This window comes from Tissierella sp. MB52-C2 (assembly GCF_030931715.1).
Taxonomy (GTDB): Bacteria; Bacillota; Clostridia; order Tissierellales; family Tissierellaceae; genus Tissierella.
Genome location: NZ_CP133261.1, coordinates 2,453,856 through 2,468,727 on the forward strand (window position 1 = coordinate 2,453,856; position 14,872 = coordinate 2,468,727).

The window sequence follows — 14,872 nt, forward strand, 5'->3', positions numbered from 1 at the left end:
GTATCTCTCCTTATTTGGGACAACAAAACTATCCCCTACTGATTTATTGATTTGAAAAAAGCTTCTATTTTTTCTAAAAGTATTATAGGGTCTTCTGTATCTAGTGAAAGTTTTTCTATGGGACAATAGTCTGTCTTATCTCTATTCTTTATATATGGACAGGATTTTTCCATACTATATGAAATTCTATATTGTTCTAAGGTTTTGATTCCTCCTTCCGATATTAAATCAGTATATATTGTATCTACTTCCATATATCCGCATAATAAAGCTGCCCCTTTACCTATTATTCGATCAGCCAATGAGGAACCTTTAGCCTCTTCCTTCATTTCAGTAGCCAATGTATATAAAGGTTTGATACCCTTATCTTTAGATTTATAAACTATTTCTCCATTTTTAACTACTACTAAAGCTAAATCTTCATTTATCAATATTTCCTTTGCAATTTTTATATCATTCAATAGCCTCATCCTTTCCTTTTACTCTATGACTAATGCATCTTGCTCAAATATATCTTTCTTCTTAAAGTAAAAATAAGAATACACCAATCTCCAACACATATCTATTCCTATGCCTATCCATATCCAAAGTATATCTGCTTTGAAGACGTAGGCCATTAACATTACAAAAGGAACTCTAATAAGCCAAAGTCCTATTCCTGCATTTATCATAGGTACCTTTGCATATCCTGCTCCTCTTAAAGCACCATTTAGTACTCCAGATATATTCTGTGGCAATTGGGTTATACCCATTACAAATAAATACATGGCACCCATTTGAATTACTTCTCTTTCTTTTACTAAAAGCCCCATTATTTGTTTAGGAAATATAATAAGAACCCCACCTGCAAATATTGTTACAAGAATAGTATATCTTATGAGCTGGTTAACATATTTTTTCCCCAATTCTTTATCTTTGCTTCCTAAGGCATATCCTACAAAGGTAGTGGCTGCTACGCCAAATCCTGTAGCTGGCATATATGATATGGATTCTGCCTGTAATCCAAGTTGATAAGCTGAATATGCTAGTTCACCGTAGGTGAGTATTGCCCTTGTAAGAAATATAGATGCTGCCTGCCAAAATGAGGTTTCAAATGATGTTGGAAGTCCAAGTTTTAATATTATCTTAGCTTCATCTAATTTAATCTTAAACTCAAATTTTCCTCCTATGTTTCTGATTATTCCATTTTTACCAAATAACATTATTATACCAAACAGGGCTGAAACTATGTAAGCTGTATTATAAGCATATCCTGCCCCTTTCAATCCTAAGGACTTAACTCCTGCCTTTCCAGTTACTAAAATAAATCCTGCAATAATATTAACTACATTTAATATAGCAACTGCTATCATAGGTGTTCTTGCATTTCCCATACCTTGGAGTATTCCTGCCACTAAAAGTATAATAGCCGCAAAGGGTAATGACCAAGAGATTGTTTTTAAATATAGTGCTCCATTTCCTAATAGCTCTGGATTAGGATTAAACACTGTCAATAGAGGTTCTGCAAACCAGAATAATAATTGTTGAAATATAATTGCTACTCCTATGGAGATTATAAAAGATTGCTCTGATACAGATTTTAATTTTTCATAATTATTAGCTCCATGAGACTGAGCTACCAGAACTGAAGTTCCCGTTGCTATACCTTTAAATATACCCCATAATATCCTATAGAGAACTGTTGCTATACCTATTGCTCCAACAGAATAGGCATCTATTCTCCCTATCATTGCCATAAGTACAATTCCTGCTGTCATTTGCAAAATATTTTCACCTGTTATAGGTATAATCATAGATAATATTTTATTTCTAATTATCCTGTCCTCATTTGAATATTCTTTGGCCATTTTACATCCCCTTTTACTGTAATTTTTATATGTTACAACCATATTATTATATTATATTTTAATAGCCTAAACAAGATAATATAGTTCATAAAAAAACCCCTTATGTTTCATAAGGAGTTTTTCATTTAAGCATGTTCTTTGTCTAATTTAGCTACAGTTATACTTGTAAAACTTAGTAGTATTACCATAATAGGCGTTAGATAATTAAAAAATGCCCATTTGCCATATTGCAAAGCAGATACACCTAAGATACCCTTCATAAAGGCACCACAAGTATTCCATGGAATTAAGGCTGATGTCAATGTTCCTGAAGATTCTAAGGCATTTGACAAAGTCTTTGGATGAAGGCCTCTTTCCCTATAAGCAGGAGCATACATTCTGCCTGGTACTACTATGGATATATATTGTTCTGGCATAGTAGCATTACTAAATATACAGGTTAATATAGTAGTGGTTATAAGTCCTGTAGCAGATTTTATTCTCTTTATTAGATGCCCTACTATCACATCCAATTGTCCCGTTTTCTCCATAATTCCACCAAACATCATGGCTATTATTGTAAGAGATATGGAAAACATCATGCCTTCTAATCCACCAGCAGTTAAAAGCTTATCTATCATTTCTATACCAGTTTCACTTACAAACCCTCCAAAACCAGCAGATAAAAGCTCACCCAAATTTGCTCCTTGAATAACAATAGCTTCAATAGCTCCTATTATAATACCAATTGTAATTCCTGGAATAGCTGGAACTTTAAACGCTATAGATACAATAACAGCTATAGGCGGTATTAATAATAATGGAGAAATCTTAAAGGATGATACTATTCCAGTTCTTATAGTTTCAATAGATGAAAAATCTGTTGCTTCTCCACCAAACTTTAGACCAATAAATAGAAATATGACCAAAGTAATACCGTAGGATATTAGCGTACTTGGAAGCATAAACTTAACATGGGTAAAAACATCTGTACCAGCAACTGCCGGTGCTAAGTTTGTTGTATCTGATAGTGGAGACATTTTATCCCCAAAATATGCTCCTGATATAATTGCTCCAGCTGCTATAGGTGCAGGTATTCCTAAACCTTGTGCTATTCCCATGAGGGCTATACCTATTGTTCCAGCAGTACCCCAACTTGTACCAGTGGCTAAAGAAGTGATAGAACAAATTATAACTGTAGCTACTAAAAATATACTAGGCTTTAATATTCCTAAACCATAGTAAATCATACTAGGTACAACTCCTGCTAAAAGCCATATCCCTATTAAAACCCCTATAATTGCAAGAATAATAACTGCTTGTAAAGCCTGATAAATTCCGTCAAACATTGAAGTTTGAATTTCATCCCAACTATAGCCTATTTTCATGGCTATAAGGGCTGCGAATAATGTTCCTATTAACATTGGAATATGTGGATCAGCTCCGTATATGGAAATACTCGCTGCCATAATAGCTATTAGGAACCCAAAAGATAGAATTGCCTCATAAAGATACGGTTTTCTTCTTTCATTTTTCACTGGTATATCACTCCTTTAATAATCCATTTCTATAATATAGATATATATTTTACTAAATATTTAGAACATTTTCAATCACATTTTTTTCTATATTTCTATGTTAATGGATAAGAAAACTCTACTAATATTAGATTTCTAATATTGTATTATAAGCATTTCTTGTTATAATGAAAGAGTATTATCTAAAACAGAGGAGGAATATAATGGAAATAGTCAAAGTATCTAGATTAGTTAAGTCAGAGGATCTGAACCACCATGGTACGTTATTTGCAGGAAGAGGAGCTGAATGGTTTGTAGAAGCTTGTTTTATTTGTGGAGCTAAAATCACTCAAAAACCTGAAAATATAGTTTGTGTTAATATCCATGGACTTACCTTTAAAACTCCAGGAAATAAAGGTGATATAATAAATTTAGAAGCTAGATTGGCAAAAACTGGCAGGACTAGTTTTGTTATTTATGGTAAAATGACTAGAAACAATAGTAAAGATATCCTCTCAGATGGATTTATTACCTTTGTATTTGTTGATGAAAATAACAAAACTATACCTCATGGGATAGTTTTAGGTGAACCTATGGATGATGAAGATATTGAAATAAGAAAAAGGGCTGAAAACTTAAGATAAATGATAATTATTATCATTTACATTTTCTATCGTTTATGTTATAATATTATTGGCTCAAAATTATCGCGGCAAATAATTTTGATGGAGTGATATATATTGGCAAAGATGATGGGACCTAGATTTAAACAATCTAGAAGATTGGGATTAAATGTATGTGGTCATCCTAAAGCAATGGACAGAGCCACTAAAGGAAGTTCTCGCGGAGACAAAAAACTGACAGAATACGGAATTCAATTATTAGAGAAGCAAAGGTTAAGAGCTTACTATGGTGTAATGGAAAAACAATTTATGAAGTATGTAGTTAAGGCTAAAAAATCTGGAGAGCAAACTGGCCATGCCTTGGTTAAAATCTTAGAAACAAGATTAGATAATCTAGTATATAGACTAGGATTTGCTTCTTCAATTAGACAGGCTAGACAGATGGTAGTCCATGGACATATTCTTGTAAATGGCAATAAAGTCGATATACCTTCTTATATAGTTCAAGTAGGAAATACTATTTCATTAAGAGAAAAGTCTAAAGATGTTGAAATTTTTAAGGAAAACTTCAATAACTTTTTCTTAAATAGCTATCCTTATTTATCAAAGGATGAAGATAATATGTCAGGTTCTTTAATTAAGTATCCTGAAAGAAATGAAATCCCAATAGAAATAGATGATCAACTAGTTGTTGAATATTATTCAAGACTTATATAAATATAGATCTAAAAATCCCTCTGCCAAGGCAGGGGGATTTTCTTTTGATTTTACTCCATTAGTTCAAATTGTGTTTTTATTAACTTCTTCAATACTACATATAATATTATACTTGATATTGTAAATACTCCTATTAACAATCCATAGATTAAGTTTATATTTACTTCATCCATTATATTCATAACTAAATATACTAATCCACCTATATATAAAACACCTAAACCCATAGCAATTAATACATTTAAGTTTTGTTTCATTGCCTTTTGCGGATTATCCCAATCTAAAAGTGGCCTTAGTATATCTATTACCATTCCTATTTGAGTCATTGGAATACTACCTAGAAGGCCTAAGATTGTAATCAATATAATACTTAATATATCTAGTTTTATTATGAAGCCTAAGCTAATCAATAAAGTCACTATTCCCAATGTCTGAACAACTAATGATGATAAAATTCTACCTATTATTTGATCTTCTACTTTTATAGGTAAAGTCCTTTGAATCCAAAAGCACTTTCCCTCTCTTGAAAAAGTAGTTGCCCCAATACTATTTAATATACCTAAACTTACAACAAAAGCTATACCTCCTAAGGTTATTAAATTAGTATTAACTCCTAGCATATCTATTATCTGAGACAGCGACTCTTCTCCACCTGTCATGCTTCCTATAACCAATATTATAGGAAGCATGACTACTCCTCCTACTGTATTTAATAAATAGACTGGAGTTTTGAATAACATTATTATTTCTTTTTTTGCCAAAGCCATATATGGTTTTGTTTCTTTCGATAAATCTTTTATAGATATTTTCTTTCCACTTCTGCCTTTGGATGCTGATACTTCTATATTTCCAATTAATCCATCAAAGAATAGAGATTCAGACAAAACTAACATAAGCATAAAAGATATAATACCTACTACTATGAAGGATAGCAAATTGATTAATCCTGTTAAATTAAAATAATTTGATAAAGCCAGTGCCCCCCACTTAGAAGGCGGAAACATAATTCCCAATTTTTTTACTAAGAGATTAGAATCTGTCACTAGATTAACAAGAAAATTGTCTCCTTCCATCATTGCCTTTCCAGCTATGGTTTGAATTTTAAGTTGGAAATATACCATAGCAATAATGAAAATCACTGCACCAATAACTCTAATTAAATCCTTTTTTGCCCCAATATTTGTATATTTCATAAATATCATTATTACAATAGATGATAATACTAAGGGTATAATAGGGGTCGTAATCATTAATAACAGCGAATATATCCAATAAAGTAATCCCTCTCCGCCTTTAACTCCATATATAATAATAAAAGGCAGTATAATAGGTAAGGAAGTCAAATATTCACTAATCATTAAAGTTACAAATTTTGAACCTATAATATATGATGATTTAATAGGTAGTGGCACTAAAGTAGCTAAGTCATTAGAGAAATAATATTTACTCATTACATAGAGTAGTCCAAATACAAATACCATAACCTGAGTTATTAAAAATCCTAATAGTAAAAACATAGATTTTTGACCTATTTCATTATATATATCATATATTCCATTTAAACTATTTACTATTAAGATATAGGATGGTAGTAAAGATAACATGGCTATAGCAAAAATTATAATCTGCCATCTATTTTTCTTATTTTTAAAACTATATGCAATAGAAGATAAACCAAAAGTAGTATTGAAATCGGTCTTGATTAATGAAATAATCTTATTCATCATTCAGTCAACTCCAAGAATATATTTTCTAAAGACTGTCTCTCTTCTGCATGGGCTTTTAATTCTTCCATAGTTCCCATGGCTACAATTTTTCCTTTGTTTATTATGGCAATTCTATCACATAGTTTTTCTGCTACTTCCAGCACATGAGTAGAGAAAAATACGGTTTTTCCTTCATCACACATCTTCCTCATAATCTCCTTTAAATTGAAAGCAGACTTTGGATCTAATCCTACCATAGGTTCATCAAGAATAAATAAATCTGGATTGCTTAATAATGCCCCTGTTAGTACGATCTTCTGTTTCATTCCGTGAGAATAACTAGCTATTATATCTCCTATTGCATTTTTTATATTAAATAATTCTAAATAGTAATTTAGTTTTTCTTCTCTTTCTTCCTTAGAAATTTCGTACATATCAGCTATAAAGTTTAAATATTCAATACCCTTTAATCTATCATATATTTCTGGGTTATCTGGCACATAGCTGATTATAGACTTTGCCTTAATGGGCTCCTTCCAGGCATCTACTGTACCCACTGTCACCTTTCCGCTATCTGGCTTTAAGAGTCCTACTATCATTTTTATAGTAGTAGTTTTTCCTGCACCATTAGGCCCTAAAAAACCAAATATTTCTCCTCTTTTAATATCTAAATTAATATTGTCTACTGCCTTTATTACACCTTTGTTATATGATTTAGAAATATTCTCAAGCTTTAGCATTTTTCTACCTCCTTTATCTGTTATATCAATTATATAACAACTAGTTTTTGATATCAATATATTTTTTAAAATTAGTTATTTGTTTGTCAAAAAAATTAAAGAGTTAGAGAAAATTTCTCTAACTCTTTAAGCTTACTCCAATACTTTTTTCAAAAACTGTCCTGTATAAGATTTCTCTACTTTAGCAACTTCCTCTGGAGTTCCTGTAGTGACTACTGTTCCTCCCTTATCTCCACCCTCTGGTCCTAGGTCTATTACATAATCTGCTGTTTTTATAACATCTAAATTATGTTCTATGACTACTACTGTATTTCCTCCTTCAACTAATTGATTTAATACCTTAATCAATTTATGAATATCTGCCACATGAAGTCCTGTAGTTGGTTCATCTAGTATATAGATAGTTTTTCCTGTGGAACGTTTAGATAATTCTGTGGCTAGTTTTACTCTTTGAGCCTCACCACCTGATAGTTCTGTAGAAGATTGACCTATTTTTATATATCCCAGCCCTACATCATATAATGTTTCTAGTTTTCTGCTTATTTTAGGTATATTCTTAAAAAACTCTACGCCTTCTTCAACTGTCATATCCAATACATCTGATATGGTCTTTCCCTTATATTTTACCTGTAAGGTTTCTCTATTATACCTTTTACCTTTGCATACTTCACAAGGTACATATACATCAGGTAAGAAGTGCATTTCCACCTTTAATATTCCATCTCCGCTACAAGCTTCACATCTTCCACCTTTTACGTTGAAACTAAATCTTCCTTTTTGGTATCCTCTCATCTTTGCCTCATTAGTCATAGCAAATACATCTCTTATATGGTCAAATACTCCAGTATAAGTTGCAGGATTTGATCTTGGAGTTCTACCTATGGGAGATTGATCTATATCTATTACCTTATCTAAATATTCTAATCCCTTTATATCCTTAAATTTTCCTGGCTTTACCTTCGAACCATTTAGTTTTTGTGCTAAAGCCTTGTGTAATATTTGATTTACTAAAGAAGATTTACCTGAACCCGATACTCCTGTTACACAAGTAAATAATCCTACAGGAATTTTAACATTTATATTTTTAAGATTATTTTCCTTAGCTCCTTTTATTTCTATCCAATTGCCATTGGGCTTTTTTCGTTCTGTTGGTATTTCAATTTTTTTCTTTCCTGATAGATATAATCCAGTAACAGAGTTAGGGTTATTTTTTATTTCTTCTATGGTTCCTTCTCCTACTATTTCTCCGCCATGAATACCTGCTCCTGGCCCTATATCTACAATATGATCTGCCACATACATAGTGTCTTCATCATGTTCTACTACTATTAAGGTATTTCCTAAATCTGTTAAATTTCTTAAAGTTTTTAGTAGTTTTTCGTTGTCCCTTTGATGAAGCCCTATACTTGGCTCATCTAATACATAGACTACTCCCACAAGGCTAGATCCTATTTGAGTAGCCAACCTAATTCTTTGAGACTCTCCACCAGATAATGTACCTGCCATACGGGATAAAGTTAAATAATCTAGTCCTACATTTTTTAAGAAATTTAATCTCTCTTTAATCTCTTTTAATACTTGTTCCCCTATTATTTGTTCTTTTTCTGTAAGGATTAAGTTATGGAAGAATTCTATAGATTTAACAACAGACAAGTCTGTTAGTTCTGCAATATTTAATCCATTTATCTTTACGGATAATACTTCCTTTTTTAATCTATTACCATGACATTTAGGACAAGGGTTTTCAGCCATATATTCATCTATTTTATCTCTCATATAATCAGAGCTAGTTGAATTATACCTTCTTTCTAGATTAGGAATAACTCCTTCAAACTTTCCTTTGTAATCTCTCATTCCCCCATCCTCAAAGTGACTTAAAAACTTAAAGCTTATTACCCTATCTGTTCCATATAGTAATTCATCTATGAGTTTTTTTGGTGCATCTTTTAAAGGTTTATCTGTACTAAATCCATTATCCTCTGCTAAAGTCTTAAATATTTGATAATAATAGGTGGATTCATTTGAGCTTGAGAAAGGTGCTATTGCACCTTCATCTATGCTTAAATCCAAATTTGGTATGACTAGACCCTTATCTATCTCCTTGTAAAATCCTAGTCCATTACAAGTTGAACACATACCAAATGGGCTATTGAAGGAAAACATTCTAGGAGATAATTCTTCTATGGCGATACCACAATCTGGACAAGCAAGTTTTTCACTAAACATTATCTTTTCCTTATCTATTACGTCTACCATTACAATCCCTTCTGCTAATTTCAATGCTGTTTCTAAAGAATCAGATAATCTTCCTTCTATTTCTTCTTTGATTACTATTCTATCTACTACTACTTCTATTGTGTGTTTCTTGTTTTTTTCTAGCTTAATTTCGTCTCCAATATCATACATTTCATCATCTATTATGACTCTTACATAGCCTTCTTTCTTAATGTTTTCTAATACCTTTACGTGCTCACCTTTTTTACCTCTTATGACTGGTGCCAAGATTTGAATTCTTGTTCTCTCTTCCAATTCCATTATTCTATCTACCATTTGTTCTACTGTTTGGCTAGTTATTTCCTTCCCACAGCTTGGACAATATGGTATACCAATTCTTGCGTATAATAATCTTAAGTAGTCGTAAATCTCTGTTACTGTACCTACTGTTGAACGAGGATTTTTCGATGTTGTCTTTTGATCTATAGATATGGAAGGAGATAATCCTTCTATATATTCCACATCTGGTTTATCCATCTGACCTAAAAACTGTCTAGCATAACTAGATAAACTTTCTACATATCTTCTTTGTCCCTCTGCATATATGGTATCAAATGCTAAAGAAGACTTTCCTGATCCTGAAAGACCTGTAAATACTATGAATTTATCTCTAGGAAGTTTTAAGGATACGTTTTTTAAATTATTCTCCTTAGCTCCCTTTATTATTATTTCGTCTTTTACCAATTATTTCACCCCATTATAGCTTCTTCTTTAGTTCTATTATTTTATCCCTTAATTCTGCTGCTTTTTCGAAGCTTAATTCTTCTGCTGCCTTTAGCATAGCAGTTTCTAATCCCTCTATCATTCCTTGGATTTCGTCTTTTGAGAATGTTTCTTCGTATTTCGCTTCTTCCTCTGCTACCATTGTAGCTTCTATGATTTGCCGTACATCTTTCTTAATACTTCTAGGTATTATATTGTGCTCTTTATTGTATTGGTCTTGGATTTCTCTCCTCCTATTAGTTTCAGATATGGTTCTTTCCATAGATTTAGTTATGGTGTCTCCATACATAATTACTTTTCCCTCTAGGTTTCTTGCAGCTCTACCTGTAGTTTGAATTAGAGATGTTTCTGATCTTAGAAATCCTTCTTTATCTGCATCTAATATGGCAACTAAAGAAACTTCTGGTAAATCTAATCCTTCTCTTAATAGATTTATCCCTACCAATACATCATACTTGCCTAATCTTAAATCCCTAATTATTTCCATCCTTTCTATGGTTTCCACATCTGAATGGAGATAAGTAACTTTTATCCCTATATCTTTAAAATAATTAGTTAAGTCCTCTGCCATTTTCTTAGTTAAAGTTGTAACTAATACTCTCTCTTCTCTATCTACTACTTTTCTAATTTCATTTACTAAATCATCTATCTGATGTTCTGTAGATCTTACTTCTATGACTGGGTCCAATAATCCTGTAGGACGTATTATTTGTTCCACTGTATTTTCAGTATGAGTAAGCTCATATGGACCTGGCGTTGCAGATACATATAATATCTGATTTATCATGGATTCAAATTCATTAAACTTAAGTGGTCTATTATCCAGTGCCGATGGAAGTCTAAAACCATATTCAACTAAATTAGTCTTCCTAGACTTATCCCCTTCGTACATACCCCTTACTTGAGGAACTGTAACATGAGACTCATCTATTATTATTAAAAAATCCTCTGGAAAGTAATCTATTAAAGTAAAGGGTCTAGATCCTGCTGGTCTGCTGCTTAAATGTCTAGAATAATTTTCTATTCCTTGACAAAATCCCATTTCTTCCAACATTTCTAAATCATACCTAGTTCTTTGTTCTAATCTCTGGGCTTCCAGTAACTTTTCCTTATCTCTTAATTCCTTCAATCTATCACTTAATTCTTCCTCTATGGTTTTTATTGCTTGTTTAACTTTATCTTCAGTTGTAGCATAGTGAGATGCTGGGAATATTGAGATATGTGATCGATATCCTATGACTTCTCCCGTTAAATAATTTACCTCTACTATTCTATCTATTTCATCTCCAAAGAATTCAACTCTAATAGTATTCTCACTGGATGAGGCTGGAAATATTTCCAGTATATCTCCCCTAACTCTAAAAGTCCCCCTTATAAAGTTAATATCATTTCGCATATATTGAATATCTATTAATTTCCTCATTATCTCATCTCTATCTTTAACCATTCCTGGTCTTAAAGATACTACAAGTTCTTCGTAATCTATAGGATCTCCTAAACCATATATACAAGATACAGACGCAACTATGATTACATCCTTCCTTTCAAATAATGCTGCTGTTGCAGAGTGACGTAATTTATCTATTTCATCGTTTATGGATGCATCCTTTTCTATATAAGTATCTGAGTGTGGGACATAAGCTTCTGGCTGGTAATAATCATAGTAACTAACAAAATATTCTACTGCATTGTTAGGGAAAAACTCTTTAAACTCTGAAGCTAATTGATAGGCTAATGTTTTGTTGTGAGCTATAACTAAAGTTGGTTTTTGAACCTTCTCAATTATATTTGCCATAGTAAAGGTCTTTCCTGAGCCAGTAACTCCTAGTAAAACCTGATGCATAAGATCTTTATTTATTCCTTCTACCAATTTATCTATGGCCTCCGGCTGATCACCAGTAGGCTTATAATTTGATTCTATTTTAAACTTATTCATATTTACACCTCTTTGTTTGAACATTTGTTCAAGATATATATTATTATATAATATTATATCTTTTTGTCAAAGCATAATATTAAAACTTGGCAATAATCTAAATAATCTTATCACAAAAAAGTCTATTGAAGAAAGAAGATTAATATAGTAAACTATGGGTAAGGAGGTAGTTATATGAAACGAATGGTATTGACCTTATTTATTGTACTTATTGCATTACCTCTCTTTGGCTGTAGTTCTAAGAAAAAGGATTTAATGGCCTTAGATAGTGATGCAGTTTTCGAAGAAGAGAACATTCCATACGAGATAAACCAAATTACATTCTCAAAAAGTTTCCAATCCATGGAGCCTACAGTTGAAATAATAACTAATAATAACAAATTAAAATTATTAGCCTCTTTAGGTTTAGCTGAGTATTCAGGTGTTAATGTAAATAAAATTGTTAAAAAAGGTGGGGAAATTAATATTCATGTTAGTGGTGTTTCCGATAATAAAGCTTCATCCTTATCAGTACCTCAAGTAAGTCTAGAGATTAAAAAATCTAAATTAAAAGATATTAAAGATCTAAAATTTAATATAGTCTATGATGACTTTACTCCAGTTGATGTAAAAATAAGTAGTAATGATGTCTTAAACAAAATTCATTCCTATCTAAAAGTATCAACCAAGGGATCTCCTAGCATTAACTTAATTAAATCTGATAATAGTATTATATGGGATATATCCTACAATACTATATTTGATAAAGCAGATTCCAATAATTCCTTAGTAAATCTATCTGCACAAGTTGATGCTAATACTGGAGAGATTATAAAGTCAGAGAAATCTTTTATATCTTCACCTCTAGATAACGGCCATATCTTGGAATTTAAAGAAAATAATTATCTCTTGTATAAGAAGTCTATACTAGACGAGGAAAATAATAATTCTTATGAACAGCTATGGATATATAATGTTCAAAAAAACGAAGCCAATATGATTTATTCTTCGGATTCTAAGATATTATCTGCCCAATTTAGTCCTAACTTAGATTTTATATCACTTATAGAGTCAAATGATAATTGTTCAGAACTATATATAATTTCAAGGGATGATACAAAAGCATATAAAGTAGCTTTTTTAGAAAACTTTAATCCATCTTCCATGGCTTGGAAGAATAATACTAATTTATTTATCATAGAAAATAACGGCGAAGAATCTAGAGTCAATGATTATAACGTAGAAAGCAATCAAATGAATTTAGTGAAACAATTAAATAAAAATGTTGAAGGATTAAATATTATCGATGATAAGTTTTTAATATTTGAAAAAGGTAAAGATGAATTTAACAATAAAATATCCGTTACTACAGATTGGAAGAAGTTTGTGTTTATAGATGACGGTTTTAGTCCGAAATTCATAAACAATAAGACTATTGCTTATTTACAAAAGAACGAGAAAAAAGATATCAATTTATTATTGATTTATGATATTGAAAAAGAAAAGATAACTACTAAGCTAAATAAAAATATTTTAAACTATGAAATATTCCCAAATGGAAAAATAATGTATGTAATAAAAGATTCTAGTAATAATTATACATTAGGATCATACTCAATAGAAAATAATTCTACTGAAAATATTGCCAACGTAATTAATGATAAAATCTTTTATGATGAAAACAGTAATATTATTTACTTAAATACAATATTACCCTTTGAAAATAATAAATCTGAAGTGATCTACTCCATAGATTTATCTAAACTAAACTAAAAATCCCTAGGGACTATTATTAGTCCTAGGGATTTTATTTTTCCATAATACTTCTTTGTGGTCAATCCAGATTTCATATTAAAGACTTCAATCTTCAACCTTTTTGCTTTTATTTTTGTAAAGTCTTCCATATCCTTATTGCTATTTATTTCAATTCCGTTGATTTTGAGCAATATATCTCCAGTACTTATACCTAATTTTGTTCCTATACTATCTGGAAGGACCTCCAATATTCGTACCCCCTTATCTATATGAGTAAATATAGGTGTTTTTCTTTCTTCTATTATTTTATTTTGTAATATTATATACTCATGACCTAATATTGCAAATAAAGGTGGTAAAAAAGGATTTTCTACTTCTCTTGATATATATAATAAGATGGCACTATATAAAAATAATATTAAAGATGTTTTAATCACTTTTCTCCTAGGATATGATGATATAGAATAATCACCATAACTTACAATTGCCATAAGGGTAATAGGTTGAATCAATCCGTCACCAATGAATATTACAAAGGGTATGGGCCAAAACCTATTCATATTAAATCCACCGACTATATCTTCTCCTTTTTCAAGAAAGATTGGAAGTCTGTTTCTCCCCCCATCTAAAAGTATTAAAATACTTTCCACTATATGTAACACGGCTACTACTGACATTACTTGAGAAATTTCAATTTTAGGGTAACCTATAATTAAACTGCATAAAGATACTATGGCACCACCATAGGAAAAACACATATATCTTGGATTTATAAGGGATAAAAATATTGATACTACTAATATGTACATATAATCTGTTGGAATTGCAACTACTCCCAAATAAAGAAATATTACTGTAGTAAGTATTCCACCTAATGCACCAAATATAGCTGATGTAATTAGCTTTAATATTGCAGATCTTCTATAGCCTATATTCTCCTTTTCTATTTTACCTATTTTTATATATTGAATATATATAATACCTAGGACTACAATAAAAAAAGGAGATTTAAAAGTATTTAAAATGTCTATTACTGTAAAATATAAAATCTGATACAATCCATACATACTTTAATT

General features: G+C 31.0%; 11 protein-coding genes. 3 read left to right on the forward strand and 8 right to left on the reverse strand.

Translation table 11 applies throughout. The annotated features are described in order from the left end of the window. Positions 1-35 precede the first annotated feature (35 nt). The 3 genes from RBU61_RS12380 to nhaC all read right to left on the reverse strand — a co-directional run bounded on the left by RBU61_RS12380 (position 36) and on the right by nhaC (position 3,364). Positions 36-470 carry a DUF1893 domain-containing protein gene (locus tag RBU61_RS12380; RefSeq protein WP_374212445.1) on the reverse strand — a complete coding sequence of 145 codons (435 nt, stop codon included), beginning with the start codon at positions 468-470 and terminating at the stop codon, positions 36-38. A 9-nt stretch (positions 471-479) separates the two neighbouring features. Next, entirely contained in the window at positions 480-1,847 is a 1,368-nt protein-coding gene (locus tag RBU61_RS12385; protein WP_308875748.1) for an MATE family efflux transporter, read from the reverse strand. Between the two features lie 125 nt (positions 1,848-1,972). Then, positions 1,973-3,364, reverse strand: a complete 1,392-nt coding sequence (gene nhaC, locus RBU61_RS12390; protein ID WP_308875749.1) for a Na+/H+ antiporter NhaC — start codon at positions 3,362-3,364, stop codon at positions 1,973-1,975. Positions 3,365-3,567: 203 nt separating this feature from the next. On the opposite strand from nhaC, the gene RBU61_RS12395 reads away from it, so the two are divergent. Further along, positions 3,568-3,987: a hotdog domain-containing protein gene (locus RBU61_RS12395; RefSeq protein ID WP_308875750.1), complete on the forward strand. Its 420-nt coding sequence runs from the start codon at positions 3,568-3,570 to the stop codon at positions 3,985-3,987. 96 nt (positions 3,988-4,083) lie between these two features. Then, positions 4,084-4,683 carry a 30S ribosomal protein S4 gene (rpsD, locus tag RBU61_RS12400; protein WP_308875751.1) on the forward strand — a complete coding sequence of 200 codons (600 nt, stop codon included), beginning with the start codon at positions 4,084-4,086 and terminating at the stop codon, positions 4,681-4,683. 50 nt (positions 4,684-4,733) lie between these two features. Here rpsD and RBU61_RS12405 read toward each other — a convergent pair whose 3' ends face one another. The 4 genes from RBU61_RS12405 to uvrB all read right to left on the reverse strand — a co-directional run bounded on the left by RBU61_RS12405 (position 4,734) and on the right by uvrB (position 12,062). Further along, positions 4,734-6,410, reverse strand: coding sequence for a hypothetical protein (locus tag RBU61_RS12405; protein ID WP_308875752.1), 1,677 nt, complete (start codon positions 6,408-6,410; stop codon positions 4,734-4,736). Further along, entirely contained in the window at positions 6,407-7,129 is a 723-nt protein-coding gene (locus tag RBU61_RS12410) for an ABC transporter ATP-binding protein (RefSeq protein ID WP_308875753.1), read from the reverse strand. Before RBU61_RS12410 ends, RBU61_RS12405 begins: the two co-directional genes overlap by 4 nt. A gap of 132 nt (positions 7,130-7,261) precedes the next feature. Continuing rightward, positions 7,262-10,087, reverse strand: a complete 2,826-nt coding sequence (gene uvrA / locus RBU61_RS12415) for an excinuclease ABC subunit UvrA (protein WP_308875754.1) — start codon at positions 10,085-10,087, stop codon at positions 7,262-7,264. A 13-nt stretch (positions 10,088-10,100) separates the two neighbouring features. Further along, positions 10,101-12,062 (reverse strand): excinuclease ABC subunit UvrB, encoded by a 1,962-nt coding sequence (uvrB, locus tag RBU61_RS12420; protein WP_308875756.1) that lies wholly within the window; start codon positions 12,060-12,062, stop codon positions 10,101-10,103. Between the two features lie 174 nt (positions 12,063-12,236). Here uvrB and RBU61_RS12425 point away from each other — a divergent pair, with 174 nt between their 5' ends. Next, positions 12,237-13,814 (forward strand): hypothetical protein, encoded by a 1,578-nt coding sequence (locus tag RBU61_RS12425; protein ID WP_308875757.1) that lies wholly within the window; start codon positions 12,237-12,239, stop codon positions 13,812-13,814. On the opposite strand, the gene RBU61_RS12430 is transcribed toward RBU61_RS12425, so the two are convergent. Next, positions 13,811-14,863 carry a hypothetical protein gene (locus RBU61_RS12430; RefSeq protein ID WP_308875758.1) on the reverse strand — a complete coding sequence of 351 codons (1,053 nt, stop codon included), beginning with the start codon at positions 14,861-14,863 and terminating at the stop codon, positions 13,811-13,813. The two genes, RBU61_RS12425 and RBU61_RS12430, sit on opposite strands and share 4 nt — an antisense overlap. Positions 14,864-14,872: the final 9 nt, after the last annotated feature.